Here is a 26,249-nt window from a genome sequence, read left to right on the forward strand (position 1 = left end):
GCGGCCCATCGTACCGGCGCGGCGCGGGGCCGCGGCGCGTACGCCGGGGCGTCCGCCGGCGGCCCGAGCGCGCCCCCGGGTCACCGGTCCGGCGGCGTCCCGTGGGCCAGCACCGCGACGTGCAGGGACGTGCGCGTCGCGGGGTCGGACAGGTCCCGGCCGAGGATGCGCTCGACGCGCGCGATGCGGTCGTAGAGCACCGGCCGGGAGATGTGCAGCGCGGCGGCGGCCGCCGTCTTGTCGCCCGTCGCCAGCACCGCGCGCAGCACCTCGTACAGAGCGGTGCCGTGTCCGGCGTCGTGGTCGAGCAGCGCCCCGATCTCCCGCTGGACGAAGCGGGTGAGCCGGTCGTCCCCGGAGAGCAGGTGGAGCAGTCCCGCCAGATGCACGTCCGCCAGGCGGTGGTGGGGACGGGACGGGCCGCCGGGGCGCAGCGACGCGGCCACGTGCCGGGCCTCGGCCAGGGAGCGCCCGGCGTCCCGGGGCCGCCGCACCGTCTCCCCCACGGCCAGGACGGTCTCCCCGGGGGAGCCGGTGCCGGCGGCGACCGCGGCGAGGAGGGCATCGGTGTCCGCGCCCGCGGGCGGGGCGAGGAGGGCGACGACGTCGTCGGACTCGACGGCGACCAGGGCCGGCACCCCGCGCTGGCGCAGCGTCACCACGAGGGAGTCCGCCAGCGCGGTCAGGGCGTCGGCGGCGACGTACGTCCGGCGGCGGCGCTGGACGACGGGCCGGGCGGCGAGGCCCAGCAGCGCGCGGCCGGTCAGCGGCACGCCCGCCTCGGCGCAGCGGCCGATCAGTTCGTCGTCCACCGGGCGGTCGCGGAGCGCGGTGAGCAGGGCGTGGTGCGCCTGGCGTTCGACGCCGTCCCGGTGGCGGGCGTGCAGCCGGTGCAGCGCGAGGGCCGCGGCGGCGCGTTCGACGAGGACGAGGTGGCGGTGCGGGGGCGGCTGCGGGGTGACGAGCACGAGCCGGCCCCAGTCGTCGCCGCGGGAGCCGACCACGGTGACCAGCCGGCCGGCGCGGTGGTCGTAGCCGGTGCGCTCGCCGATCCGGATGCGGCGGGAGCGGTCCTCCCAGTCGTGCAGCAGGTCCGAGGCGGGCAGGCCGCCGGTGTGGTAGCCGAGGATCTGGTGGTGGAAGGACTCCAGCACCACGGGGCACCCGGCGAGGCGCGCCGCCTCGGCGAGGATGTCGGCCGGTCCGGCCTCGGCCATGCTGAGGGCGGTGAAGGCGTCGTGGATCTGCCCGGCGGCGCGCAGCTCCAGCACCTGGGCGTCCACGACCTGCTCGCCGACGGCCTGGGTGACGCTGACGAAGCGCACCTCCCGGTGGAGGACGGCCAGCGGCAGTTTCTCCCGTTCGCAGGCGGAGACGAGCGAGCCGGGCAGCTCGCCCGTCCAGCGCCGGCCGAGCTCCACGACCAGGCCGGCGGCCCCGGCGCGGCTGAGTTCGCGGACGTAGCGGTCGAGGCCGGCGGCGTCGGCGGGCAGGGCGATGCCGGTGGCCAGCACGAGTTCGCTGCCGCGCAGCAGGGGCGCGACCTCCGGGAGTTCCACGCAGTGCACCCACCGCACCCGGCGGGTCACCGCCTCCGCGGCGGCCACCACCTCCGGGTCGCCCTGGCGCAGTTCGGGCATGGCCAGGACGTCGGCGACGGTCGGGAACACCTCCTCGCCCCCTCCCGGTCCCGCGGCCCGGGGCCGCTTTACAGAGTGTCGGCAGATCGTGCCACATCCGACGGTGTGCAGCTACGCCCCGGCGCGTGCGGCCGGTGCAATGTGCCGCATGACCGACACACAGCAGCGCATCACCCACTGGATCGACGGCAGGCCGTGGACCGGCACGCCGGAACGCACCGGGGAGGTCTTCGACCCGGCGACCGGCTCCGTGACCGCGCGGGTGGACCTGGCCGGCGCGGCCACCGTGGACGAGGCCGTCGCGTCCGCCCGCGGAGCCTTCGCCGCATGGCGCCGCACCTCGCTGTCCCGGCGCACGGCGGTCCTCTTCGCGTTCCGCCGGCTGCTCGCCGAGCGGGCCGGGGAGGTGGCCGCGGCCATCACCGCCGAGCACGGCAAGGTGCTCGACGACGCGGCGGGAGAGGTGCAGCGGGGCCTGGAGGTCGTGGAGTTCGCCTGCGGCATCCCGCACCTGCTCCGGGGCGGGCACACCGCGGGCGTCTCGACCGGGGTGGACGTGCACGCGGTGCGGCAGCCCCTCGGCGTGACGGCGGTCATCTCGCCGTTCAACTTCCCGGCGATGGTCCCGCTCTGGTTCGTCCCGGTGGCGATCGCCTGCGGCAACAGCGTCGTCCTCAAGCCGAGCGAGAAGGACCCGTCCGCCTCGCTGCTCCTGGCCCGGCTGTGGAGCGAGGCGGGCCTGCCGGACGGCGTCCTCACCGTGGTGCAGGGCGACAAGGAGGCCGTGGACCGGCTGCTGACGCACGAGGACGTGGCCTCGGTGTCCTTCGTCGGCTCCACACCGGTCGCCCGGTACGTGTACGAGACGGCGAGCGCCCACGGCAAGCGGGTGCAGGCGCTGGGCGGGGCGAAGAACCACATGGTGGTCCTGCCGGACGCCGATCTGGACCTCGCCGCGGACGCCGCCGTCAACGCCGGTTTCGGCTCGGCGGGCGAGCGGTGCATGGCCGTCAGCGCGCTGGTGGCCGTGGAACCGGTCGCGGACGCGCTGGTGGCCCGGATCGCCGAGCGCATCGCCGGTCTGCGGGTCGGCGACGGCCGGCGCGGCTGCGACATGGGGCCGCTGGTCACCGCGGCGCACCGGGACCGGGTGGCCGGCTATGTGGAGGCGGGCGTTGCCGCCGGCGCGGAGCTGGTGGCCGACGGCCGGACCCATCCCGTCGACGGGGACGCGGACGGCTTCTGGCTCGGCCCGACCCTCTTCGACCGCGTCACCCCGGACATGTCCGTCTACACCGACGAGATCTTCGGCCCGGTGCTGTCCGTGCTGCGCGCGGACTCGTACGACGCGGCACTGGCCCTGGTCAACGGCAGCCCCTACGGCAACGGCGCCGCGATCTTCACGAACGACGGCGGCGCCGCCCGCCGCTTCGAGGAGGAGGCGGAGGCCGGGATGGTCGGGATCAACGTGCCCATCCCGGTACCGGTCTCCTCGTACTCCTTCGGCGGCTGGAAGGACTCGCTGTTCGGTGACACGCACGCCTACGGCCCCGACGGCGTGCACTTCTTCACCCGGACCAAGACCGTGACCACCCGCTGGCCCGATCCGCGGCACCGCGGCATCGACCTCGGCTTCCCGCAGAACGACTGAGCCGCACCGAGAGACCAGGAGGCGACGTGAACACCCGGCACGACGCGCTGCAGGACGCCGCGGCGCACCACCTGATGCTGCACTTCTCGGCGCAGCGCATCGACGATCTGCTCGTCCTCGAACGCGGTGAGGGGCCGTATGTCTTCGACACCCGCGGCAAGCGCTACATCGACGCCCTGTCCAGCCTGTTCTGCTCCCAGCTGGGCTACTCCTACGGCGCCGAGATGGCCGAGGCCGCGACCGCGCAGCTCACCCGGCTGGCGTTCAACACCACGTGGGGCACCGCGCACCCGCCCGCGATCGAGCTGGCCGAGCGCCTCACCGCGCTGGCACCCGAGGGCATGACCCGGGTGTTCTTCACCTCCGGCGGCTCGGAGGCCGTGGAGGCGGCGTGGAAGATCGCACGCGAGTACCACCTGGCGAACGGGGAGCCGCGGCGCACGAAGGCCATAGCCCGGAAGACCGCCTACCACGGGGTCACCCTGGGCGCGTTGTCGTTCACCGGGCTGCCGCGGTTCAAGGAGCCGTTCGGGCGGGCGCCCGTGGACGTGACGCACGTGTCCGCCACCAACGCGTTCCGGGCGCCCGACGGCGGCGATCCGGCGGCCTTCCGCACCCGCCTGCTGGCCGAGGTGGAGGACGCGATCATCGCCGCGGGCCCCGACGAGGTGGCGCTGATCATCGCCGAGCCGGTGCAGAACGCAGGCGGCTGCTTCACCCCGCCGCCCGGCTACTGGCGCGGGCTGCGCGCACTGGCCGACCGGTACGGGGCGCTGCTCATGGCGGACGAGGTCATCACCGGCTGCGGGCGGCTCGGCGAGTGGTTCGGCATCGCGCGGGAGGGCGTCACCCCGGACCTCGTGAGCCTGGCCAAGGGGCTCACGTCCGCGTACGCGCCGATGGGCGCCGTCGTCGTGGCGGAGCGGGTCGCGGCCGCGCTCACCGGCACCGGGCGGCCCCTGCGGCACGGCGTCACCTTCGGCGGGCATCCGCTGTCGGCGGCCGTCGCGCTGCGCAACATCGAGATCTTCGAGCGGGACGGCGTGCTGGAGAACGTGCGCGCGCTGAGCCCGTACCTGGAGAGCCGGCTGGCCGGGCTGCGGTCCCTGCCGATCGTCGGCGACGTGCGCGGCGCGGGCTTCTTCTGGGCCCTGGAGCTGGTCAAGGACGAGGCGGACACCCGCTTCGACGCCGCGGAACGGGACCGGCTGCTGCGCGGCGTGCTGCCCCGGCGGCTGCGCGAGGCGGGGATCATCGCCCGGCCCGACGACCGGGGCGACAGCGTGCTGCAGATCGCGCCGCCGCTGATCTGCGACCGCGGAGTACTGGACGAGATCGTCGACGGTCTCGCGGAGGTCCTCACGGACGTGCTCACGGACGCTGTGTGACGCAGCGCGCCCGTGCGGTGGGGACGCGTTACCCAGGAATCACGATTTCGTTGCCGCAGGAAAATTCTGGAACGGAATCCCTTGTTGAAACCCATGCTGACTGCCAGGATCGGCGCTCATCCCCGGTCCAGCCGCAGCGTTCAGCGCAACAGCGGGAGAGATACCCCATGGCCGACCAGCCGTCCCAGCAGCCGTCCCAGCAGCCGTCCGGCGGGCTGCCGTCCGACGTGACCGCCCCCTTCGCGGAGGGCGTCCAGTACATCGCGGGCCGCCGCGCCGCCGGCACCTCCGGGCACCGGCAGGCGGTCACCGACCCCGCCACCGGCGAGCGGCTGCTGGAGTACGAACTGGCCGGCCCCGAGGACGTCGACGCGGCCGTGAGCGCCGCCGGGCGGGCCCTGCCCGAGTGGTCCGGCGCCACCCCGGCCGAGCGCTCCGAGGCCCTCCACCGGCTGCGGGCGGTGCTCGACGGCCGGGCGGAGGAGCTGGTGCGGGCGGAGTCGCTGCAGTGCGGCAAGCCCGTGCGGCTCTGCCGGGAGTTCGACGTACCGGGCTCGATCGACAACGTCGCGTTCTTCGCGGGCGCCGCCCGCCGTCTCGACGGCATGGCCGCCGCCGAGTACAGCGGCGACCACACCTCGTACGTCCGCCGCGAGCCGCTCGGCGTCATCGGGTCCGTCGCCCCCTGGAACTACCCGCTCCAGATGGCCGCGTGGAAGATCCTCCCGGCCGTCGCGGCGGGCAACACCGTCGTGCTCAAGCCCTCGGAGCTCACCCCGCTCACCTCGGTGATGTTCGCCGAGGCCGCGCACGAGGCGGGGCTGCCCGACGGGGTGATCAACATCGTCAGCGGAGCCGGGCCCGGGGCCGGGGAGCATCTGGTGGGCCACCCCGACGTGGCCATGGTGTCCTTCACCGGCTCCACGGCCGTCGGCAAGCGCGTGGCCCGGCTCGCCACCGAGGGTGTCAAGCGGCTCCACCTGGAACTCGGCGGCAAGGCGCCGTTCGTGGTGTTCGACGACGCGGACCTGGAGGCGGCCGTGCACGGCGCGGTGGCCGCGGCCCTCATCAACTCCGGCCAGGACTGCACCGCCGCCACCCGGGCCTACGTCCAGCGGCCGCTGTACGAGGCCTTCACCGCCGGCGTGGCCGACCTGATGGGCATGGCGGTCCTCGGGGACCCGTCGGACCCGGCGACCGACCTCGGCCCGCTGGTCTCGCACGCGCACCGCGACCGCGTGGCGGGATTCGTGGACCGGGCCCGCGCCGACGGGGCCCGGGTCGTCACCGGCGGCCGCGCTCCGGGCGGCGACCTCGCCGCCGGCGCCTACTACCTGCCCACGCTCGTCACCGGCGCGGCCCAGCACAGCGAGATCGTGCGGAGCGAGGTCTTCGGCCCCGTCCTCACCGTGCTGCCCTTCGACGCGGACGACGAGGGCCTCGCACTGGCCAACGACACCCCCTACGGCCTGGCCGCCTCCGTCTGGAGCCGGGACGTCTACCGCACCGGGCGCGGCGCGCGGGAGCTGCGGGCGGGCTGTGTGTGGGTCAACGACCACATCCCCATCATCAGCGAGATGCCGCACGGCGGTTACCGCGCCTCCGGCTACGGCAAGGACATGTCGGCCTACTCCTTCGAGGAGTACACCCAGGTCAAGCACGTCATGTCCGACACCACCGGAGTGGCCCGCAAGGACTGGCACCGCACCGTCCTCGCCCTCTGAGGACCCCGATCAGCCACCTCCCCCTTTCCGACGATCACCCGGAGGCCCCGTGAACCCCTACGACGGCATGCCCGAGCCGGTGCGCAACGCCTGGCAGCGCAGCCTCACCAACGGCCGGGCCGCCATGAGCCGGCGGCGGCTGCTCCGCGCCGGCGGGCTGGCCGCCGGCGGCGCGGCCCTGGCCGCCTGCGGCATCCCGCCCGCGAAGGGCGGCACCTCCGGCGAGGAGAAGCGCGACGAGGACCGCTCGCGGCAGGAGAAGGTGCTCACCTTCTCCAACTGGCCGCTGTACATCGACGTCGACGACGACGAGAACGTGCGGCCCACGCTGCGCGAGTTCCAGCGCGAGAGCGGCATCAAGGTCAAGTACATCGAGGACATCAACGACAACAACGAGTTCTACAGCAAGATCAAACCGCAGCTCGCCGCGGGCCAGCGGACCGGCCGGGACCTGGTGTGCCTGACCGACTGGATGGCCGGACGCCTGATCCGGGCGGGCTGGGCCCAGCGTCTGGACCAGGCCAACCTGCCGAACGCCGTGACGAACCTGGAGGGCCGCTTCCGCGCCGCCCCCCACGACCCCGGCCGGCAGTACAGCTACCCGTGGGCCGGAACCGCGGCCGTCATCGCCTACAACCGGAAGGCCACCGGCGGGCGGAAGGTCACCAGCGTCGAGCAGCTGCTGACCGACCCGAAGCTGAAGGGCCGCGTCTCCCTGCTCACCGAGATGCAGGACACCATGGGCCTGGTCATGCTCGGCATGGGCGCGGACTCCTCGTCCTTCACCGACGACGACTTCGACGCCGCCGTCGACCTCGTCCAGAAGGCCGTCGACCGGGGCCAGATACGCCGCTTCACCGGCAACGACTACATGGACGGGCTCAACAAGGGCGACATCGCCGCCTGCGTGGCCTGGGCCGGCGACATCGTGCAGCTCGGCTTCGACAACCCGGATGTGCGCTTCCATCTGCCGGAGACCGGCTACCTGTTCGGCACCGACGACCTGCTGGTGCCGGCCGGGGCGCAGCACCGCGCCAACGCCGAGGCCTTCATCGACTACTACTACCGGCCGAAGGCCGCCGCCGAGCTGGCCGCCTGGGTCAACTACATCTGCCCCGTCACCGGCGCCCAGCGGGAGATGCGGAAGATCGACGAGGAGCTGGCGGAGAACAAACTGATCTTCCCCGACGAGGAAATGATCGCGAGGGGCCACAACTTCCGGCCGCTCAGCGCCAAGGAAGAGGAGCGCTACGAGACCAAGTTCGCCAAGCTCATCGGCGCCTGAACCCACCGGAGACACGCACGCATGACGATCCAGCTCACCGGGGTCAGCAAGACGTTCGGCGACTTCACCGCCGTCCACCCGCTGGACCTCACCATCCCCGAGGGCTCCTTCTTCGCCCTCCTCGGTGCCTCCGGCTGCGGCAAGACCACCACCCTCCGCATGATCGCCGGGCTGGAGGATCCCTCCGCCGGGCACATCCTGCTCGACGGCGCCGACATCACCGCGCTGCCGCCGCACCGCCGCCCCGTCAACACCGTCTTCCAGAACTACGCGCTCTTCCCCCACCTCGATGTCCAGGACAACGTGGCGTTCGGACTGCGCCGCCGCGGGATGAAGCAGGTGAAGAGCCGGGTCGCGGAGATGCTGGAGCTCGTCGAGCTCGGCCATCTGGCCCGCCGCCGGCCGCACCAGCTCTCCGGAGGGCAGCAGCAGCGTGTCGCGCTGGCCCGCGCCCTCGTCAACGAGCCGCAGGTCCTGCTGCTCGACGAACCGCTGGGCGCCCTCGACCTCAAGCTGCGGCGGCAGATGCAGCTGGAGCTCAAGCGCATCCAGACCGAGGTCGGCATCACCTTCGTACATGTGACGCACGACCAGGAGGAGGCCATGGCGATGGCCGACACCGTGGCCGTGATGCGCGCCGGGCGCGTGGAGCAGCTCGGCGCCCCGGCCGGGCTGTACGAGCACCCGCGCACCGCCTTCGTCGCCAACTTCCTCGGCACCTCCAACCTCGTCGAGGCGGAGGTGACGGCCGCCGGCGGCGGGGAGGCCGAGGTCAAGGCCGCCGGCAGCCCGCTGCGGCTGCCCTCCGCGCGGATGCCGGAGGGGACCGGTGCCGGGGACGGGGTGCTGGTCGGGGTGCGTCCGGAGAAGATCTCCCTCACCCCGGCGGACGACGCGGGCGGCGTGCCCGCCGGCCGCAACCGGCTCACCGGCCGCATCACGGAGGCCAGTTACCTCGGCGTCTCCGTGCAGTACCTGGTGGAGACCCCCGCCTGCGCCGGGTTCGCCGTCTACCAGCAGAACGTGGAACGCGACCCGCGGCTCGTCGCCGGCGCGGAGGTCGTCCTGCACTGGAACCCCGCGCACACCTTCGGGCTGGAACCGGGCCGCGACCCCGGCCGGGAGATCGCCGCCGGCACCGGCGAGGAGGCGCTGTGACGGCTCTGGCCACCGCCCCGCCGCCGGCGGCCGGCGGGTCCGGCGGCCCGGCCCCGGCGGCCGTCCGCGCGCCGCGCCGCCGCCTCACCCCGTACTGGCTGCTGCTCCCGGCCGGCCTGTGGCTGGCGGTCTTCTTCGTCGCGCCGCTCGTCTACCAGGCGTCCACCTCCGTGCAGACCGGCTCGCTGGAGGAGGGCTACCGCGTCACCTGGCACTTCGCCACCTACGCCGAGGCGCTGCGGGAGTACGGCGTCCACTTCCTGCGCTCCTTCGGCTACGCGGCCACGGCCACCGCGCTCTGCCTGGTCATCGGCTACCCGCTCGCGTACACCCTGGCCTTCCGCGCCGGGCGCTGGCGGAACGTGCTGCTGGTGATGGTGATCGCGCCGTTCTTCACCAGCTTCCTCATCCGCACCCTCGCCTGGAAGACGATCCTGTCCGACGGCGGCCCGGTGGTCGGCGCCCTGGAGGCGCTGCACGTCCTGGACGTCACGGCCTGGCTCGGTCTGACGAGCGGTGAACGGGTGCTCGCCACCCCGCTGGCGGTCGTCTGCGGTCTGACGTACAACTTCCTGCCGTTCATGATCCTGCCGCTCTACGCCTCCCTGGAGCGGATCAGCCCGTCCCTGCACGAGGCGGCCCGCGACCTCTACGCCGGCCCCGCCACCACCTTCCGCCGGGTCACCTTCCCGCTCTCGCTGCCCGGCGTCGTCGCCGGCACCCTGCTCACCTTCATCCCGGCTTCCGGGGACTACATCAACGCCCAGCTCCTGGGCTCGCCTTCGGAGCAGATGGTGGGCAACGCGATCCAGCAGCAGTTCCTCAAGGTGCTGGACTACCCGACCGCCGCCGCCATGTCGTTCCTGCTCATGGCGCTCATCCTGATCATGGTCACCGTCTATATGCGCAAGGCCGGAACGGAGGAGCTGGTCTGATGACCGCCGTGACCTCATGGACGCCCGTGCGCTGGCTGCGCCGCAACGCCGTCGTCCTCGCCGGCCTGGCCGGCCTGCTCTATCTGCTGCTGCCGAACGCGGTGGTGCTGCTGTTCTCGTTCAACGACCCGGCGGGGCGCTTCAACTACGAGTGGCGCACCTTCTCCACCGAGGCCTGGACCAACCCGTGCGGGGTCGCCGACATGTGCGGCTCGCTCACGCTGAGCCTGCGGATCGCCGTCCTCGCCACGCTCGGCGCGACGGCCTTCGGCACCCTGGCCGCCTTCGCCCTGGCCCGCCACCGCTTCCGCGGCAGGGGCGCGGCGAACGGGCTGATCTTCCTGCCGATGGCCATGCCCGAGGTGGTGATGGCGGCCTCGCTCGGCACGCTGTTCCTCAACATGCGCGTCGGCTTCGGCTTCACCACCATCCTCATCGCGCACATCATGTTCTGCCTGAGCTTCGTCGTCGTCGCGGTCAAGGCGCGGGTGGCGTCCATGGACCCGCGGCTGGAGGAGGCCGCCCGGGACCTCTACGCCGGGCCGCTCCAGACGTTCCTGCGGGTCACGCTGCCGCTGGCCGCCCCCGGTATCGCGGCGGGCGCCCTGCTCAGCTTCGCGCTGTCCTTCGACGACTTCGTCGTCACCCAGTTCAACGCGGGCCCCTCGACCGTCACCTTCCCCATGTTCGTGTGGGGTGCCGCCCAGCGCGGGGTGCCCGTGCAGGTCAACGTGATCGGAACGGCCATGTTCCTGATCGCCGTCGGCATCGTGCTGGCCGGGCAGCTCACCGCCCGCCGCCGGGGAAGGAGCACCGCATGACCGGCCGCGGCACCCGGGAGGCGGACGCCGCCCTGCACGCCCTGGCGGCCGCCCGGCCCGTGCCCTTCTGGCTGGACGACCCCGCGCGCCGGCCGGCCGCCGCCCCGGCCCTGGTCGGCGAGGAGAGCTGCGATCTGCTGGTCGTCGGCGCCGGCTACAGCGGACTGTGGACCGCGCTGCTCGCCAAGGAGCGGGACCCAAACCGGGACGTCGTCGTCATCGAGGCCCGGGAGACCGGCTGGGCCGCCTCCGGACGCAACGGCGGCTTCTGTGCCGCCTCCCTCACCCACGGCCTGGCCAACGGCGTGGCCCGCTGGCCGGGTGAGATCGCCGTCCTGGAGAAGCTGGGCCGGGCCAACCTCGACGCCATCGAGCAGGCCGTGCAACGGTACGCGCTCGACTGCGACTTCGAACGCACCGGCGAGATCGACGTCGCCACCGAGCCCCACCAGATCGCCGAACTGCGCGAGACGGCCGCCGAGGCCGAGCGGCTGGGCCTGGGCGGGATGACCTTCCTGGACCGGGAGGCCGTACGCGCCGAGGTGGACTCCCCCGCGTTCCTGGCGGGCCTGTGGGACCGCGACGGCGTGGCCCTGCTCAACCCCGCCCGCCTCGCCTGGGGACTGCGGCGGGCCTGCCTCGACGCGGGCGTCCGCCTCTACGAGCACACCCCCGCCGAGGCGCTCGCGGCCGACGGCGGGCGCATGGCCGTACGCACCCCCTACGGGCGGGTGCGGGCGCGGCGGATCGCGCTCGGCACCAACGCCTTCCCGTCCCTGGTGCGGCGGGTGCGCCCGTACCTCGTCCCCGTCTACGACTACGCGCTGATGACCGAGCCGCTCACCGCCGCGCAGCTCGCCGCGATCGGCTGGCGCGGGCGGCAGGGGCTCAGCGACAGCGCGAACCACTTCCACTACTTCCGCCGCACCGCCGACGACCGCATCCTGTGGGGCGGTTACGACGTGCTCTACCACTTCGGCAGCCGTATCCATCCGGACCTCGACCAGCGCCCGGAGACCTTCGCCACGCTCGCCCGGCACTTCTTCGCCTGCTTCCCGCAGCTGGAGGGGGTGCGCTTCACCCACCGCTGGGGCGGCGTCATCGACACCTGCTCCCGCTTCGCGCCGTTCTTCGGCACGGCGCACGGCGGCCGCGTCGCCTACGCGGCCGGCTACACGGGGCTCGGCGTCGGGGCCACCCGCTTCGGCGCGGAGGTGATGCTGGACCTGCTGGACGGGGTGGAGAGCGAGCGCACCGCGCTGGAGATGGTCCGGACGAAGCCGCTGCCCTTCCCGCCCGAGCCGGTGCGCTGGGCGGGCATCGGCCTCACCCAGTGGTCACTGGCCCGGGCCGACGCCCGCGGAGGGCACCGCAATCTGTGGCTGCGGGCGCTGGACCGCCTGGGGCTGGGCTTCGACAGCTGACGGCGTCCTCGCCCGGCTGACGGCTGACGGCTGACGGCGTCCACCGTCCGCCCGCGGACACCCGGATCCACGTTTTCGACTGATTCACCTCGCGATTCCTCCGGAATCAGTTGCGAGATGCCTTACAGAAAACCGATTACGTCGCCAGAGGGTTGCATTACGGAAGTCCCTCGGGAAGAGTGAGGCCATGGCCCGTGACGACAGGAAAGCGAACGGCGGCCCGGCGATGGACGCCGTGTCGCTCGCCATCATCGAACAGCTCCAGGAGGACGGGCGCCGCCCGTACGCCGCCATCGGCAAGGCCGTGGGCCTGTCCGAGGCGGCGGTGCGGCAGCGGGTCCAGAAGCTGCTCGACCAGGGCGCCATGCAGATCGTCGCCGTCACGGATCCGCTCACCGTCGGCCTGCTGCGGCAGGCGATGCTGGGCATCAACGTCGAGGGCGACCTCGAACCGGTGGCCGACGCCCTCGCCGAGATGGAGGAGGTCGCCTACGCCGTCATCACGGCGGGCTCCTTCGACCTCATCGTGGAGGTCGTCTGCGAGGACGACGCCCACCTGCACGAAGTCATCAACAAGCGGATCCGGACGCTGCCCGGCGTCCGCTCCACCGAGAGCTTCGTCTACCTCAAGCTGCGGAAGCAGACCTATACCTGGGGAACCCGATAACCGTGAGCAAGGACCTGTCCCGTACCGCGTACGACCACCTGTGGATGCACTTCACCCGGATGTCGTCGTACGAGAACGCCCCCGTCCCCACCATCGTGCGCGGTGAGGGCACCCACGTCTTCGACGACCGGGGCAAGCGCTACCTCGACGGCCTCTCCGGGCTGTTCGTCGTCCAGGCGGGGCACGGCCGCGCCGAACTCGCCGAGGCCGCGCAGAAGCAGGCCCGGGAGCTCGCCTTCTTCCCCATCTGGTCCTACGCCCACCCCAGGGCCGTCGAACTGGCGGAGCGGCTGGCCGGCTACGCGCCGGGGGACCTCAACAAGGTCTTCTTCACCACCGGCGGCGGCGAGGCCGTGGAGACCGCCTGGAAGCTGGCGAAGCAGTACCACAAGCTCACCGGCAACCACACCAAGTACAAGGTGATATCCCGCGCCGTGGCCTACCACGGCACCCCGCAGGGCGCCCTGTCCATCACCGGACTCCCGGCGCTCAAGGCCCCGTTCGAGCCGCTGGTGCCCGGCGCGCACAAGGTGCCGAACACCAACTTCTACCGGGCGCCGGTCCACGGCGACGACCCGGAGGCCTTCGGCCGCTGGGCCGCCGACCAGATCGAGCAGGAGATCCTGTTCGAGGGGCCGGAGACCGTCGCCGCGGTCTTCCTGGAGCCGGTGCAGAACGCCGGCGGCTGCTTCCCGCCGCCGCCCGGCTACTTCCGGCGCGTGCGCGAAATCTGCGACCGCCACGACGTGCTCCTCGTCTCGGACGAGGTCATCTGCGCCTTCGGCCGCCTCGGCACGATGTTCGCCTGCGACAAGTTCGACTACGTGCCGGACATCATCACCTGCGCCAAGGGCATGACCTCCGGGTACTCCCCGATCGGCGCCGCGATCATCTCCGACCGCCTCGCCGAGCCCTTCTACCGGGGCGACAGCACCTTCCTGCACGGCTACACCTTCGGCGGCCACCCCGTCTCCGCCGCCGTGGCCCTGGCCAACCTCGACATCTTCGAGCGCGAGGGCCTCAACCAGCACGTGCTCGACCAGGAGAACGCCTTCCTCACCACCCTGGAGCGGCTGCACGACCTGCCGATCGTCGGCGACGTGCGCGGCAACGGCTTCTTCTACGGCATCGAACTGGTCAAGGACAAGGCCACCAAGGAGACGTTCACCGACGAGGAGACGGAGCGCGTTCTGTACGGCTTCCTCTCCCCCGCGCTGTTCGAGAACGGCCTGTACTGCCGCGCCGACGACCGCGGCGACCCGGTCGTCCAGCTCGCCCCGCCGCTCATCTCCGACCAGCGCACCTTCGACGAGATCGAGCAGATCCTCCGCACCGTCCTGACGGAGGCGTGGACGAAGCTCTGACACCCCGCGGCCGGGCGGCGGTGAGCGGAAGCGGCAGCGAGGCTCAGTCGTCTTCCTCCATCGGAGCCGGCTCGGCGTTCTCCATCCGTTCGGGCGTCCAGTACTCCTGGACGGCGGACGGGTCCTCCTGGACCTCGGAGACCGACGTCCCGCCGTCCGGGGCGGGGGACGGACCCGGTGTCTCCGCGGCGCCGGGGCGCAGGGCGATCGCGCCGGCGATCGCGGCGGCCACCCCGGCGAGGAGGAGGAGCTTGCGCGGTGCGGAGCCTTTCACGTCAATGACCTCCTGCGAGGTTCGGAAGCGCTGCGGGGGAGCCCGCTCGGCCAGTCTAGCCGCGGCGGCCGAGCGGGCACCGTGCGCCGGAGCGGCTGCTACGTCGCGCCGCCCTGGTCGTCGAACATCTGCTTGACGCTGTCCCCGAAGTAGGAACTCCGGTTCCAGCCTTCGCTGTTGATGGTGCTGGTGACCCCGTTGGTATAACCGAGTCCGCTGCTCTCGTTGAACTGCCGCATCCAGGGGCCGCCGCTCGAGCCGCCGCCGAAGTCGCAGCGGAGCTGGATCCTGCCGTCGAGCACGCCGACCCGCTGGGTCGTTCCCTGGCAGTACCACTGGCGCTGGCCGTTGTCCCGGTCCCCGGGATAACCGTTCACCGTCACGGCCTGCTCGCGCGAGTAGTTGTAGCTCAGGCCGTTGCCGCCGGTGACGTTGACGAGCTTCTGGCTGTTCAGCGGCCAGGTGGTCACCATGGCCACGTCCCAGTCGAAACTGCCGTCGTTGATCCAGCCGTTGAACGCCCGGTACTGCTTGGCCGCGAAGGTTCCGAAGGGCCGGTTGCCGTCCCGGTAGCGGGGCACATAGGCCCAGTTCCGCATCCAGTCACCGCCGTTGCCCTCGTGCACACAGTGGCCCGCGGTGATCGCCATCTGCTTGGACGAGCTGTTGAGGGCGCTCGCGGAGCAGACGTAGTCCTTGCCGTCGCTGGGCTTGGTGAAGAAGACCTTGCCGGCGACGGCCGTCTCGGTGATGGTGGGCCGGACCATGTCCTTCCGCGGTGGTGCGGACGGGGTGGAGCGGGCCGGCCCCTCGGCGGTGTCTCCGGCCGCCTCCCCCGCACGCTGCGCGGTGCCTTCGACGGACACCGGTATCGCGTTGCGCATACGCTCCGGGGTCCAGTAACGCTCCAGTTCTTCAGCGGCGTCGGCGGAGTTGATCCGCGCACCGGTGTCCAGCCGGGCCGTCGCGGTGGTGGTCGCTCCCGGATCCGACGACGGCTGCCCGGAGGACGGAGACTGCGCCGAGGCGGTCTCCAGGCCGGCCAGGAGGACGACTGCCGCCGCGGATAAAGAGAGGAATGTGCGTCTGAGCCGCATCACGTGCTCTCGCTTCCTAGAGAGTGTGAAATGACGCTGGGCAGAGCGAAATGTAGGAGTACGCCATGTTGGCGTCAATAACGCCTGTTCGGGCCATCACACGGACGATTCCGGCCTTGTCCCGCTTCGTTGGGCCGTCCGGCGCTCACCAGCCGCCGCCCCGGCCCGGTCACCGCCCCGGCCCGGTCACCGCCCCGGCCCGGTCACCGTCTCGGTCCCGCGACGGCGTAGGCCGCGGTGCCGGCGACGGTGAGGACCAGGGCCGTCCAGGTGCCCGCCGCCTCGCCGGGCGGCAGCAGCATCCAGGTCGCCACCCGCATCGGCGCACTCGTGGCGGGCGGAGCGAAGAAGGAGAAGACGAGCCAGGCGAACGGCGGCGTCCATGCGTGCCGGCCGCCCAGGAGCGCCGCGCCCAGGCCGGCCAGTCCCATCAGGCCCGCGCTGTCCCGGACGACGAAAGCGATGGTGGCCAGGGGCTCGCCCATCGTCTGCACGGTCAGGAGCACCGTGCCGACGACCGCGCCGGCGAGCAGGACGTGCGCCGCTCTGCGGGGCACCCAGCGGATCGCGGCCGTCCGGTCCAGCGCGAGGTCCTGCCCGCCGAGCCCGGTCGAGGCCGCCATCACCCCCGCGGCGAGTACGAGTGCGGGCAGCCGGGGATCACCGGGCCCTTCGTCCCCGCCCCGGGACAGGGCCCACACCGCCACCGCGCTGATCACCACCGCGGCGAGTGACGCGGGTACCCGACGCGAGCGCGCGTACAGCGTCAGCCATCTCACCGGGACGCACCGCCGGACAGCACGTCGAACGCCTCGCCCTCGCAGGAGTGCGCGGCGGTGCGCATCGCCGTGATCCGCGAGATCTGCTCGTCCCGCGGAAGCGCTGTGAGTTCCTTCCACACCGGGCGGGCCTCGGCGTCGACCTGGCGGCGCATGTCTGCCGGCAAGGTGCCGGGAAGCGGCCCGAGGTCCCCGAGGACCCAGCCCACCGCGACGGCCCGCGCGAACTCGTCTCCCCCGAAGCTGCTCCAGCCGGCAGGGGTGCAGCCGGGAACCATGCCCTTGGCGATCAGGGCCCGGGTCAGCTCCTCGCCCTTCGCGCCGGCGATGATGTCGTCGTCGAAGTCGAAGGCCACGGTCTCGCGGGACCACCGCGGCGTGGAGCCGTCCGGCAGGACCGCGGTGTTCTCCCGGACCGAGACCGGCGCGCGGCCGCCCAGGGCGTCCCGCAGCAGGCGCAGCGCCTCCTTGCCGGGACCGGCCAGGCCGGCGAGGCGCGCCTGGTGCGTCCTCGTCACGCACACCGGGCCGTCGCACACCGGCGCCGCGGCGGCCTCGTCGACGACATAGATCCGGCGCGGGTCGGAGGGGAGGACGAGCAGGGCGAGCACCGCACCCGCCAGGACGGGCGTCAGGGCGACCAGCCGGGCGCGCGGGGTCGCGGCGACCAGCAGCGCGAAGCCGGTCGCGGCCATGCCGAGCAGCCAGATCGTCTGCCCGGCGTGCACGGAGGCGGAGAGCGTGACGAGGACGTCGCGCACCTCCTGCACCGCCGGTGACAGGAGCGAGACCGGTTTCGGCTCCGTGATCGTGAGCCCCGACGCCGTGACCGACTCCGTCCGGCCCAACGACATGTGCATCAGGGCCGTGAACACGAAGGCGGCCATGGCCAGCGCGGGCGGGGTGAGCACGGACGGCAGGGCCCGCCCGGCCCCCATGCCCAGCACGGCCCCCGCGACGAGGGAGAGCGCCCCCACCAGCGAGATCGGCAGCCATCCGAGGTGCGTGTACTCGGTGTTGGCGAGCACCTGGACCGCGCCCACGAGGACGGGGAGGGCGAAGGCCGCGGTCAGGGTGATCGCCGTCGCGCCCGCCGTCGCGCCCGCGCGGTGCCGGGCGGGCCGCGGCGTGCTCGTCAGCAGCTCGGACATCTTCGAGCGGTGGTCGCGCAACCCCTGGAGAGCGCCGAGCCCCATGGCGAGCGGCCACAGGTAGAACAGCAGGCCGCGGGTCCACAGGGCCAGGGGCGTCCACTGGGCCGTCCACGCCGTGGTACCGCTCCACCACCCGCCGTTCACCAGGTACAGGAACGCCAGAGTGCTCGTCAGGACCACGGCGCCGGCCCACGGGGCGACGGAGCGCTTCAGCTCGGTGCGCAGGACGCGGACGTTCACCAGGCGCCCCTTTCCCGGCCGGGGCCCTGCAGCAGCGCCGAGTAGCCGCGCTCCAGGGGGCTGTCGCCCGTGTGCCCGGGCCCGCCCGCCGCGGCCAGCTCGTCCGGGGTGCCCTGGAAGACCAGCCGGCCCTCGTCGAGGAGCACCACGTCGGTGCAGGCGGCGGCGACGTCCTCCACCAGATGGGTCGAGACGAGCACGCAGGTGTCCGTACCCAGCTCCTGCAGCAGCTCGCGGAAGCGCAGCCGCTGCGCCGGGTCCAGGCCGACCGTCGGCTCGTCCAGCAGCAGGATCGCCGGGTCGTTGACGACGGCCTGGGCGATGCCCACGCGCCGCACCATGCCGCCCGAGAGGTTCTTCATCCGCTCGTCGGCGCGGTCCGCCAGGCCCACCCGCTCCACCGCTCGCTGCACCGCCGCGGGGATGTCCGCCTTCGGCACCTCCTTCAGCCAGGCCATGTACTCGACGAACTCGCGTGCCGTGAAGCGCTTGTAGTAGCCGAACTCCTGCGGCAGGTAGCCGATCCGGCGGCGCAGCGCACGGTGCTCGCCCATGCCGCCCGCGGACTCGCCGAGCAGCTCCAGGGTGCCGCCGGTGGGGCGCAGTACGGTGGCCAGCGCGCGGATGAGGGTGGTCTTGCCCGCCCCGTTGGGGCCGAGGAGTCCGTGCACGCCGGTTCCCAGCGACAGGTCGAGGCCGTCGACGGCCATCCGTTTCCTGCCGACCCGGACCTTCAGCCCGGTGGCCCGGATCTCCCAGGCGTAGGGCGTCGGCGCGAGGTCGGCCGCGCTCACGGCGGACGTCATGTGGTGTTCCTTTCCGATCGTCATCGATGGGCTCCCAGCACCGAGTACGCGCCTCTGCGGGCGATCACGACACCGATGCCGAGGGCGAGGATCAGCCCCCACGCGGGCAGACCACCGGTCTGCAGGGCGAAGGCGGTACGGCTGGTGGCCAGGGTCGGCGCCACGACCACGGCCGCCCACACGGCGGCCAGTACGACGGCGGCGCGGGTCACACCGACCGCACCGCCGAGCGCCAGCGTCGCCGCCGTGAAGGCCAGGCAGGGCAGCAGCCACTGAGCCACCATCACCCCCGTCACCCACCCGCACACCAGCAGCGCGGGGACGACCACGGCGAGCACGGCCGCGGTGCGCCGCAGCACCAGGGGGAGCCCGGCCCGGGGCACCGAGGCCGTCAGCTCGTACGCCGGGTCCAGACCGCGCGACCAGGACGCCGCGACACCGAGCACGGGCAGGACCGGCGCGGACAGCAGCACCAGCGACACCTCGCCGGCACCGGTACCGGTGCCGGTGCCCACCACGTCGAGCAGCAGGGCCAGCAGCGTCACGCCCACAACCATGGCCAGCCACGGCACCATCACGGGCGTCATCCACCGGGACAGCCGCGCCGGCCGGCGCCGGCCGCGCGGCATCGTGGCGGTGACCGCCAGCCGGGGTTCGAGACCGGACCACACGGAGTCGACCAGCGCCGCCACGGCGGGCACCTCGGCACCGACGACGGCGGACAGCCGGTCACGGCACACCCGGCACGTCTCCAGATGGGCCTCCACGGCCCACACCTCGTCGGCGGCGAGGTCCGCGCCGCCGTGCGCGTAGGCCTCGATGATCCGCGTCGACGCGTGTTCCGCCCTCATGCCAGCGCCCTCCGCATCTCGGTCCGGGCCCGGCGGGCACGGGTCTTGACCGTGCCCTCGGGCAGCCCGAGCAGCACCGCGGTCTCCCGGACGGACAGCCCGTCGAGCACCATGGCCTGCAGTACCTGTCTCAGCTCCGGCGCGAGGCACCGCAGCGCGTCCCCGACATCCCCGCCGACGGTCGCCGCGAGCGCCTCCTCCTCGGCGGCGGGCGCCGCGCCGGGCACGGCGGCGGCCGGGGGCGGCTCCGCGTGGTGGGCCCGGCGCCGGAAGGCGTCGACCAGGCGGCGCGCCGCGATCGTCCACAGCCACCCCGTGGCCGTTCCTCCGACCGCGGCCCCGGCGAACGCACCCGCCGCGCGCCACACCGCCAGGTAGGTCTCCTGCATGACCTCGGCGACGATCTGCTCGTCCGCGCAGCGGCGGCGCAGCCGCACCGCCATCCACGGCGACGTACGCCGGTACAGCTCCTCGAACGCGGCACGGTCGCCTTTCGCCACCAGCCGGACGAGACGCTCCTCGTCCAGCTCGTGCAGCGCTGCCCTGACTGATCTCACACCCGCTAGACGCCCGCGCCGGGCCACGGGTTTTCCCCGCGACGTGATCCCCGCCACATGCGGGCCGTCATCACGGCGCTCCGGGCCGTACGCCGGGCGGGCGCCCCGAAGTCCCGGTCTCGGTACGGCAACACGGCGCTCGGCGCTGCCGCGGCAGGGGCCGCTCGTACCCGCGGGACACGGCGGGACGACGGACGAGCGGGGATTGCCGCTCCGGCTCAAGGAGCCGTGGCCATGGTCCTGATCAACACGCCCACGTGCCGCGACAACCGCTGCAAACCGCCGGGGCCGCCGGGGCCGTCCTCATGGCGCGGAAGTCCGGACGAAGACCTTCTTCCAGGCCATCCCGCCGAGGACGAACACGAAGAACACGTAGCCGGAGCCCAGGGCCCAGATCCACAGCAGCACGCCCCACTCGCCCCACGTCACCCCAACCCCCATCACGGTGAACAGTGCCAGGAGAGCGAACGCCAGCCCGGCTCCCGGCCAGAACTCGGAGCGCAGACCGCCATAGCGCCGGAAGGCCGCCACCACGCCGATGACCTCAGCAACCAGCAGCAACGGCACCAGCACCAGCCGGGTGGTGAAGGTGAGGAACGGCACGTCCGGCTCCTCCGAGATGCCCCAGAGCATGGTCGTGGCCGTGGCGAGCAGCCACGGCACCACGGCAACCCAGACGACCAGCGGAAGCACCACACGCCGGACCGGCATCACAGCAGCCCCCCGAACCGTTTCGACCGACCAGCCCACGGTAGCTTCCACGCAGGAAGCCGGACCGAGCCGCCGCCGCAGTCAGTGATGACTGGGACAGCGCAGACGCAGGAAGAGCGTCCTGGATCGCGGCCGCTGTCGCGGAGCCGTCAATCGACTTTGATCGTGGTGCGGTCGAGAGCGCGGTCGATGATGTCGGTGATGAACGCCGGGGTCACCGTTTCGCCCTCATAGGTCGCTCGGACGAGGATCGCGCCGACCAGCATGGCGAGGCAGGGCTCGACGTCGTCGGGCTGGAGATGCGCGGCGAGGACACCGCGGACTCCGGTCGTGGCGGTCTCGTACAGGCGGTCCCGGAGGTCTCGCGCGCCCTCGTCGTGGGCGGCGCGTTCGATGACGCCCGCCATCAACCGGTCGTACCGGCCTTCCGACAGTGTCAGCGCAAGCGCGTTCAGCGAGTCGTGGAGGTCTTCCCGGAGATTCCCGCCGGCCGGCGGATGGCGGTATGGCCACCGCGGCTGGTGGCGCGCAGCCCTTGATTCTGCAGAACCGCGGCCGGCGCTCGGCGCGCTGCGTCATAGGCGAGTGTGCAGGCGCCCTCCGGGTCGGTGGCCAACAGCTACCGTGCGGAGCCGACATGCGTACGGGCCCGGACCAGCTCGGCTTCGGCGGCCTGCCGGGAAGCAGGTACGCGCTCGAGCTCCGCAGAGGTTGAGCCGGAGCGGCCTCGCTGACCCCCGGAGTCCTCCCGTTGTGTACACATGGAACATCCGGTACTTTTGAGTCATGACACAGATGCCCATAGAGTCCATCCGTGACGTCCGCGCACACCTTGCGGAGGTCGTCGAACGGGCCGATCGCGATGACCAGCCCACCGTGATCACGCGACGAGGAAAGCAAGTCGCCGCTGTCGTCTCGATCGATGTTCTGCGCAAGTACCAACAGTGGGAAGAGCGCGAGATCAACCGCATCATCGACGAGCGGATGGCAAACCGCTCGCCCGGCGTCCCCATCGAGGACGTCATGAAGGAAACCCTGGCGCGCGGTGAGTGAGTACCGCACCGTCTTCCGACCCGAGGCACAGGCCGAGCTTCGGAAAGCCCCCCGCGCCATGGCCCTGCGCATCCTTGCCAAGCTGACGGAACTGGAGAGTGACCCGCTCGGATACAGCACCACGGCGCTCGTGTCCCAGCCCGACCGCCGCCGCCTCCGGGTCGGCGACTACCGCATCATCTACACCATCGACAACGGCGAACTCGTTGTATGGGTGGTTCATGTCGGCCATCGCTCCACGGTCTACGAGTCGCGACCGTGATCCAGCCAGGATCCAGCAGCCGGAACAACGCATCACCGCGGCTCCGTGCAACTCGGCCCAACGGCGCACGAGGGCACAGTCAAGACCGGCTGCGATCCGTGAGCATCACGGTGCGCTGACCCGTATGCCGGGCAAGCGCCTCGAAGTCCCGGTCGCAGTGCAGCAACACAAGACCGGACAACTCGGCGACGGCGGCAACGAGCAGGTCCACCGGTCCGGCACTGCGGTGTTCGCCCTTGCCCGACAGGCCGTATGCGTTTCCGCCATGGTGCCGATGTTTTCCGGACCACCAGAGGTCTTCGCCGTTGGGGCCGGGGAGGGGACGCCGCCGGTGCGGATGGTGGTTCCGTAGAGGTTCAGATTCGGCAGCCGGGCCGCCTTCGCACAAACGGACGGTGACCGGCGGTTACTGGGAACAGCTCATTGACTCGGCAGCCCGCGAGATGCCCTCAGCCTGTACGGATCAGCCAGCGGCAGTGGCGTCCGAGCTGCTTCCAGGGCCGGCTCCGGAAAAGCCGGGCCGGCGGTGCAGAAGCGGGCGCGGGTACGGCCGACCGGTGTCAGGACGCCTGCCGCGACCAGGTCCCGCAGGTCGCGTTGAGCTCGCTGCAGGCTCAGATCCTCCGCACGTTCGTAGCGTGTGCGACGCACCCGCCCGGACATCGCCACGTCATGCAGAGCGGAAGCCACCCTCTCCCCCAGCCCCCGGTCCTCCGCGAACTCACCGAGCAGAGCCACACCCGGCTCGAACGATCCAGGCGGCTCCGTACGGTCTGCGCCTGCTGGTGGTACGCGGTGAGGTTGAAACGGACCCAGTCGGAGACGTCCTGGTCAGGGCGGAAAGCGGCACCCCGGCGCTGCAGCTCGCGGTAGTACTCCCAGGTATTGCCGGGGCGCCCGAGCCAGGCCTCGATCGAGGAGAACTCGGGGGCCAGTTCTCCTTCTCTCGCGATCACGAGTGTTTGGAGGGACCGGGACATACGGCCGTTTCCATCCGCCCACGGGTGGATGGAGACGAGATGCAGATGCGCCATGGCGGCCCGTACCAGGGGGTGGGTGCCATCGTCCGTGTTCAGCCACTCGACCAGTTCACCCGTCAACGCAGGAACATCGGCCGCGTCCGGCGCCGCGTACGGGTGGTGATCACAGCGGATGCAGCGGTCAGCTGCCCAGGTGAACGTGGGCGGCCCAGCACGACGGCTGGAGGGGAGCGTCGGACCGCAGGCCGTTCACCGCCCGATGCAGGCTTCTGGCTGCTTCATCACTGCGGAAGGAGGGAGCCAGTCCGGTGTAGAAGTCGTCCGCGATACGCCCTGCAGCGCTGTCCGTGATCCGCCAGAGCGTGCCGATGACATGACGGTAGCCGGCCATCTGGAACGCGCAGGCGATGTGCAGGGCTTCATCGGCCAGCGCCCGGCTCGCGCGGGAGGTCTCACAGGCGGACAGATAGGCCAACTCTCCGTCCGGAACGGACACCCCTGCGAGTTCCAGGGACGTCAGCGGCGCGGACGCATGGTCGTGCAGTAGCAGACGATTCAGGGCGGGGGACCGTGGATCCGTGACGGCGTGGCAGGCCAGATGCGCCATGCGGTGTGCAGGCAGTGAGCTCAGGACGGTATCGCGCGTGGCACCCCGCCCGGACAGCAGAGTGGAGTTCGGAATCAGCTCACGGAGGCGCTGAATTTCGGCGCGTGCCCCCGGTAAGGGCACCGCGCCCGGCACTCGGCCGGCCTCCACCAGCAGAACGGAGGGCAGACCGGCCGAGGCCGTGCCGGTGTTCGGAGCGGCGGCCTCGCGGCGAGGCGGGAGCGCGTTGAGTGTCGAGGTGTAGGAGGAAACCACGTGGTCCATCGCGGCCGACGGCGCGGACGGTGCAAGGTCGCCGTAGCGGCCCGCGGCGTGCAGGGGAAGGAACGAGGCCACACCCACCGGGCACCACCAGACGCGGGGAGCCGTCGCCTCGGGGACCGGAACCGGAGAGAGGAGGTCGAGCTCCGCGAGCACGGGCTCGACGACGTGATCCCACAGCCGGGCCAAGGCGTCGAGAAGAGGTTGCTCGTCCTGTGCCGTCGACTTGGGCGGCTTCGGTGTCCGGGGCCCCGGCGACTTGAAGACCTCGGCGCAGCGGTCCAGTTCGTCGTAGTCGCAATCGAGCCGGAGTGAGCGGACGGTGCCCTCCATGTCGAGGATCAGCGCGTCGCAACGGACGTGGCCGGCGTTCAGCATCACGACAGGGCCTTGCGGTGTACGCCGGCGCAGTTCCTCGAATGAGGGCGGCTGCTGGAAGGACTCCAGTCCCGGGATGGCGCGGATGTCGGCCAGCAGTCGTTCCCGTCGCTCGGCCAGTGCCTGGTGTCTGTCCAGGCGGCCGGACCGTCCGGAGGCGACGACGCCGTCGTGATACAGGTCGGCGCTGTCCTGATCCGAGGCGCTCAACAGACGTTGCAGCCGGGCCCACTCCTCGGCCAGCTCCGGGGCGGCACTGCGCAGCCGGTGGGCCTCGGCACCGTGATGGCCCATGGCTTCGCGCAGCAGCAGTCCGCGCGCGTGCTCCAGCAGCAGGAGGGCGCGTTCGGGGCGGCCCAGGCTCAGCGCCGCAGCCGCAGCGCCCGAAGCCAGCCCGCCGAACTCGGCGAGGTTGTGTTCCCGGTCCGGACGCAGCAGTCGCCGCGCCGCGATCTCCGGCAGCCGCGCGATGGCCGCCTCGTACGCCGCGAGGGCGCTCTCGGCATCCGGTTCGTCGGCCGACATCAACGCCTCGGCGTAGTGGAAGTGGGCCGCGACGTGGGCTCGTGGCGCGACGGCCGAAGCCGCGAGTTCGGCACAGCGGTCACGCATCTCCGCAGCCGTGTCGGGTGTCAGGGCGCACCGGGCGAGTGCCCGGATCAATGTCACCCGCGCGTCCTGGTAGGCCCTGGTCTCCGGTTTCGCGAGGGTCACCGCTTCGCGGGCGGCCTGCACGGCCTCGTCCAGCGCGGTCGTGTCGCCGGTGATCTCGAAGAAGACGCGGGCAGCGATGCTCAGGTTGGTGAGAGGGCCGTCGCGAAAAGCGTTCCGCCCCCCGGCTCGTACGGCTTCTCTGGCCGTGTCGACCGATCTCTGCAGCAGCGCGTGTGCCTCCGCCAGTCGCCTCGCGTGCGCCTCCTCGGAGATCTCCTCCTCGGCGAGTGCGTGTGCGGCGTCGCCGGCCGTCACGCCGGGCCCGGCGAGCATGATGTTCTGGACGTTGCCGAGCTCGGTCATGCGGCCGGCCCACGTCAGCGACCCCGGGGGGCTCAGCCGGACGGCCTCGGCAGCGCACGACGCGGCCAGAGCGATGGCCTCCCTGTTGCCTGTGCGCTTGTACAGCTCCTGGCCTGCCGCGCTGAGGTTGGTGAGGTAGGGGGCACGGTTCGGGTGCCCGGGGCCCACCGCGGAGAGCGCTTGGCGGCAGGCCGCGAAGGCTTCCTTGAGCGGGTCGAGATCTCGGGTCGCCTCGTACAGCTCCCGCAGGGCGATGCCGAGAGCGAGGAGGGACGAAGGGTGGTGCTCGCCACCGGCAGGCGCCACGGCGATGGCGGCGCGGGCCACCGCGACCGACTCCCGCAGTGTGTCGAGTGACCCGTCCTGGTGCACGAACCGGGCATGCAGCGTGTTGGACAACATCGCCAGACACGTGGCGCGTTCCCGGCCGTCCGGCGGGCAGAGCTCCACCGCCCGCCGCCCGGTGGCCAGGGCCTCGTCGAGGAAGTGCATCGGCCCGGTGACCAGTGCCGCTTCTCGCAGATCGGCCCCCAGACCGGCCAGTACCGAGGGGTCCCTCGCAGGGGCCCGTGAAGACAGGGCGGAGATCTGTTCGCGCACCACGGCGGCCAGCTCCGTGCTCACGTCGTCGTCCGGGGCGAGTTCCAGGTGGCACCGCAGACATACGCGAAGGACGAAGAGGCAGGCTTCGCGCGTGGCGGCGTCGAGTGCCGCCTCCCTGGCGAGCGGGACCAGTCGGCTGAGCAGGTCGGGAGGGGTGCCCTCGTCGGCGGCGAGCCGTGCCACGAGACTTCGGACGTTGCCTCGGTAGCTGACGCGGTTCGGGTGGTGCTCCGGGAGGAAGTCCACGAGGGTGTTGTGCAGTCGCAGCAGTGCGTCGATCGCTGCGGGGTCCCCCGTGCGCTCGTACAGCAGCCGGAGAGCGGCCGCCAGATTGGCCAGGCAGGCGGGCCGGTCCGGATGGTCGGGGGACATCACCGTCAGAACCCGCTCGAAGGCACGGCAGGCAGCCCGGATCTTTCGCACGCTCTGCCTCTTCACGGCACGTTCCAGCAGCCAAAGTGCCCTGAGTGCGAGCTGGTTGTGCTTCAGGAACTGATCGGCCACGTAATCTGTCCTTTCGTGACGCAGGCTCCGGTGGACCGAGGGGGAAGATGACCGGGAA

Annotated in this window: 24 protein-coding genes and 2 pseudogenes; 12 read left to right on the forward strand and 14 right to left on the reverse strand. The window is 72.2% G+C overall.

Going from position 1 to position 26,249, the window contains the following annotated elements:
- Positions 1-80: 80 nt before the first annotated feature.
- Positions 81-1,670: a PucR family transcriptional regulator gene (locus SXIN_RS10550; RefSeq protein WP_095756909.1), complete on the reverse strand. Its 1,590-nt coding sequence runs from the start codon at positions 1,668-1,670 to the stop codon at positions 81-83.
- Positions 1,671-1,788: 118 nt separating this feature from the next.
- Here SXIN_RS10550 and SXIN_RS10555 point away from each other — a divergent pair, with 118 nt between their 5' ends.
- The 10 genes from SXIN_RS10555 to SXIN_RS10600 all read left to right on the forward strand — a co-directional run bounded on the left by SXIN_RS10555 (position 1,789) and on the right by SXIN_RS10600 (position 14,057).
- Complete coding sequence (locus tag SXIN_RS10555; RefSeq protein ID WP_095756910.1) at positions 1,789-3,291, forward strand: CoA-acylating methylmalonate-semialdehyde dehydrogenase; 1,503 nt, start codon at positions 1,789-1,791, stop codon at positions 3,289-3,291.
- 26 nt (positions 3,292-3,317) lie between these two features.
- Positions 3,318-4,679: an aminotransferase class III-fold pyridoxal phosphate-dependent enzyme gene (locus tag SXIN_RS10560; protein ID WP_019710238.1), complete on the forward strand. Its 1,362-nt coding sequence runs from the start codon at positions 3,318-3,320 to the stop codon at positions 4,677-4,679.
- A 167-nt stretch (positions 4,680-4,846) separates the two neighbouring features.
- The gene (locus SXIN_RS10565) at positions 4,847-6,403 is read left to right on the forward strand and encodes a gamma-aminobutyraldehyde dehydrogenase (protein ID WP_095756911.1); all 1,557 of its coding nucleotides are present in this window, start codon (positions 4,847-4,849) and stop codon (positions 6,401-6,403) included.
- Between the two features lie 67 nt (positions 6,404-6,470).
- Entirely contained in the window at positions 6,471-7,688 is a 1,218-nt protein-coding gene (locus SXIN_RS10570) for a polyamine ABC transporter substrate-binding protein (RefSeq protein ID WP_192883671.1), read from the forward strand.
- 21 nt (positions 7,689-7,709) lie between these two features.
- Positions 7,710-8,846, forward strand: coding sequence for an ABC transporter ATP-binding protein (locus SXIN_RS10575; RefSeq protein WP_019710240.1), 1,137 nt, complete (start codon positions 7,710-7,712; stop codon positions 8,844-8,846).
- On the forward strand, positions 8,843-9,781 hold the full coding sequence (locus SXIN_RS10580) for an ABC transporter permease (RefSeq protein ID WP_095756913.1): 939 nt from the start codon (positions 8,843-8,845) through the stop codon (positions 9,779-9,781). Before SXIN_RS10575 ends, SXIN_RS10580 begins: the two co-directional genes overlap by 4 nt.
- Positions 9,781-10,602 (forward strand): ABC transporter permease, encoded by an 822-nt coding sequence (locus SXIN_RS10585; protein WP_019710242.1) that lies wholly within the window; start codon positions 9,781-9,783, stop codon positions 10,600-10,602. The genes SXIN_RS10580 and SXIN_RS10585 overlap by 1 nt, the downstream gene beginning before the upstream one ends.
- Positions 10,599-12,026 (forward strand): NAD(P)/FAD-dependent oxidoreductase, encoded by a 1,428-nt coding sequence (locus tag SXIN_RS10590; RefSeq protein WP_095756914.1) that lies wholly within the window; start codon positions 10,599-10,601, stop codon positions 12,024-12,026. The genes SXIN_RS10585 and SXIN_RS10590 overlap by 4 nt, the downstream gene beginning before the upstream one ends.
- 187 nt (positions 12,027-12,213) lie before the next feature.
- The gene (locus SXIN_RS10595) at positions 12,214-12,693 is read left to right on the forward strand and encodes an Lrp/AsnC family transcriptional regulator (protein ID WP_019710244.1); all 480 of its coding nucleotides are present in this window, start codon (positions 12,214-12,216) and stop codon (positions 12,691-12,693) included.
- Entirely contained in the window at positions 12,678-14,057 is a 1,380-nt protein-coding gene (locus SXIN_RS10600; RefSeq protein ID WP_095756915.1) for an aspartate aminotransferase family protein, read from the forward strand. The genes SXIN_RS10595 and SXIN_RS10600 overlap by 16 nt, the downstream gene beginning before the upstream one ends.
- A 43-nt stretch (positions 14,058-14,100) precedes the next feature.
- Here the strand turns inward: SXIN_RS10600 and SXIN_RS10605 are convergent, their stop codons facing one another.
- From SXIN_RS10605 to SXIN_RS10645, 9 genes are all read right to left on the reverse strand, one after another.
- Positions 14,101-14,331, reverse strand: coding sequence for a hypothetical protein (locus SXIN_RS10605; RefSeq protein WP_019710246.1), 231 nt, complete (start codon positions 14,329-14,331; stop codon positions 14,101-14,103).
- A gap of 98 nt (positions 14,332-14,429) precedes the next feature.
- Entirely contained in the window at positions 14,430-15,428 is a 999-nt protein-coding gene (locus SXIN_RS10610; protein ID WP_039822536.1) for a trypsin-like serine peptidase, read from the reverse strand.
- A gap of 203 nt (positions 15,429-15,631) precedes the next feature.
- The gene (locus SXIN_RS10615; protein ID WP_019710248.1) at positions 15,632-16,207 is read right to left on the reverse strand and encodes a hypothetical protein; all 576 of its coding nucleotides are present in this window, start codon (positions 16,205-16,207) and stop codon (positions 15,632-15,634) included.
- The gene (locus SXIN_RS10620) at positions 16,204-17,601 is read right to left on the reverse strand and encodes a hypothetical protein (RefSeq protein WP_019710249.1); all 1,398 of its coding nucleotides are present in this window, start codon (positions 17,599-17,601) and stop codon (positions 16,204-16,206) included. The genes SXIN_RS10615 and SXIN_RS10620 overlap by 4 nt, the downstream gene beginning before the upstream one ends.
- Positions 17,598-18,431 (reverse strand): ABC transporter ATP-binding protein, encoded by an 834-nt coding sequence (locus tag SXIN_RS10625; RefSeq protein WP_039822532.1) that lies wholly within the window; start codon positions 18,429-18,431, stop codon positions 17,598-17,600. The genes SXIN_RS10620 and SXIN_RS10625 overlap by 4 nt, the downstream gene beginning before the upstream one ends.
- Entirely contained in the window at positions 18,428-19,258 is an 831-nt protein-coding gene (locus tag SXIN_RS10630) for a zf-HC2 domain-containing protein (protein WP_019710251.1), read from the reverse strand. The genes SXIN_RS10625 and SXIN_RS10630 overlap by 4 nt, the downstream gene beginning before the upstream one ends.
- The gene (locus tag SXIN_RS10635) at positions 19,255-19,815 is read right to left on the reverse strand and encodes an RNA polymerase sigma factor (RefSeq protein WP_095756916.1); all 561 of its coding nucleotides are present in this window, start codon (positions 19,813-19,815) and stop codon (positions 19,255-19,257) included. Before SXIN_RS10635 ends, SXIN_RS10630 begins: the two co-directional genes overlap by 4 nt.
- Positions 19,816-20,118: 303 nt before the next feature.
- Entirely contained in the window at positions 20,119-20,526 is a 408-nt protein-coding gene (locus SXIN_RS10640) for a hypothetical protein (RefSeq protein ID WP_039822539.1), read from the reverse strand.
- 149 nt (positions 20,527-20,675) lie between these two features.
- Positions 20,676-20,981, reverse strand: coding sequence for a TetR family transcriptional regulator C-terminal domain-containing protein (locus tag SXIN_RS10645; protein WP_420341085.1), 306 nt, complete (start codon positions 20,979-20,981; stop codon positions 20,676-20,678).
- Between the two features lie 331 nt (positions 20,982-21,312).
- Here SXIN_RS10645 and SXIN_RS10655 point away from each other — a divergent pair, with 331 nt between their 5' ends.
- Both SXIN_RS10655 and SXIN_RS10660 read left to right on the forward strand, forming a co-directional pair.
- Complete coding sequence (locus SXIN_RS10655; RefSeq protein ID WP_019710256.1) at positions 21,313-21,579, forward strand: type II toxin-antitoxin system Phd/YefM family antitoxin; 267 nt, start codon at positions 21,313-21,315, stop codon at positions 21,577-21,579.
- The gene (locus SXIN_RS10660) at positions 21,572-21,841 is read left to right on the forward strand and encodes a type II toxin-antitoxin system RelE family toxin (protein WP_019710257.1); all 270 of its coding nucleotides are present in this window, start codon (positions 21,572-21,574) and stop codon (positions 21,839-21,841) included. Before SXIN_RS10655 ends, SXIN_RS10660 begins: the two co-directional genes overlap by 8 nt.
- Positions 21,842-21,920: 79 nt before the next feature.
- On the opposite strand, the pseudogene SXIN_RS32075 reads toward SXIN_RS10660, so the two are convergent.
- From SXIN_RS32075 to SXIN_RS10675, 4 genes and pseudogenes are all read right to left on the reverse strand, one after another.
- A pseudogene (locus SXIN_RS32075) lies at positions 21,921-22,088 on the reverse strand (PIN domain-containing protein); the annotation flags it as partial.
- Between the two features lie 9 nt (positions 22,089-22,097).
- A pseudogene (locus SXIN_RS32080) lies at positions 22,098-22,225 on the reverse strand (IS5/IS1182 family transposase); the annotation flags it as partial.
- A 230-nt stretch (positions 22,226-22,455) separates the two neighbouring features.
- The gene (locus SXIN_RS10670) at positions 22,456-22,941 is read right to left on the reverse strand and encodes a Fic family protein (RefSeq protein ID WP_238153723.1); all 486 of its coding nucleotides are present in this window, start codon (positions 22,939-22,941) and stop codon (positions 22,456-22,458) included.
- A gap of 61 nt (positions 22,942-23,002) precedes the next feature.
- Positions 23,003-26,191 (reverse strand): CHAT domain-containing protein, encoded by a 3,189-nt coding sequence (locus SXIN_RS10675; protein ID WP_019710259.1) that lies wholly within the window; start codon positions 26,189-26,191, stop codon positions 23,003-23,005.
- Positions 26,192-26,249: the final 58 nt, after the last annotated feature.

The sequence above is a fragment of the Streptomyces xinghaiensis S187 genome (assembly GCF_000220705.2).
Taxonomy (GTDB): Bacteria; Actinomycetota; Actinomycetes; order Streptomycetales; family Streptomycetaceae; genus Streptomyces; species Streptomyces xinghaiensis.

What these genes read in the sequence shown, in the direction of transcription:
- SXIN_RS10590 (WP_095756914.1), top strand. Translation starts at nt 10,599, where the DNA reads ATGACCGGCCGCGGCACCCGGGAGGCGGACGCCGCCCTGCACGCCCTG.
- SXIN_RS10585 (WP_019710242.1), top strand. Translation starts at nt 9,781, where the DNA reads ATGACCGCCGTGACCTCATGGACGCCCGTGCGCTGGCTGCGCCGCAAC.
- SXIN_RS10610 (WP_039822536.1), bottom strand. Translation starts at nt 15,428, where the DNA reads ATGCGGCTCAGACGCACATTCCTCTCTTTATCCGCGGCGGCAGTCGTC.
- SXIN_RS10630 (WP_019710251.1), bottom strand. Translation starts at nt 19,258, where the DNA reads ATGAGGGCGGAACACGCGTCGACGCGGATCATCGAGGCCTACGCGCAC.
- SXIN_RS10595 (WP_019710244.1), top strand. Translation starts at nt 12,214, where the DNA reads ATGGCCCGTGACGACAGGAAAGCGAACGGCGGCCCGGCGATGGACGCC.
- SXIN_RS10565 (WP_095756911.1), top strand. Translation starts at nt 4,847, where the DNA reads ATGGCCGACCAGCCGTCCCAGCAGCCGTCCCAGCAGCCGTCCGGCGGG.
- SXIN_RS10655 (WP_019710256.1), top strand. Translation starts at nt 21,313, where the DNA reads ATGACACAGATGCCCATAGAGTCCATCCGTGACGTCCGCGCACACCTT.
- SXIN_RS10640 (WP_039822539.1), bottom strand. Translation starts at nt 20,526, where the DNA reads ATGCCGGTCCGGCGTGTGGTGCTTCCGCTGGTCGTCTGGGTTGCCGTG.
- SXIN_RS10575 (WP_019710240.1), top strand. Translation starts at nt 7,710, where the DNA reads ATGACGATCCAGCTCACCGGGGTCAGCAAGACGTTCGGCGACTTCACC.
- SXIN_RS10570 (WP_192883671.1), top strand. Translation starts at nt 6,471, where the DNA reads ATGCCCGAGCCGGTGCGCAACGCCTGGCAGCGCAGCCTCACCAACGGC.
- SXIN_RS10625 (WP_039822532.1), bottom strand. Translation starts at nt 18,431, where the DNA reads ATGACGATCGGAAAGGAACACCACATGACGTCCGCCGTGAGCGCGGCC.
- SXIN_RS10555 (WP_095756910.1), top strand. Translation starts at nt 1,789, where the DNA reads ATGACCGACACACAGCAGCGCATCACCCACTGGATCGACGGCAGGCCG.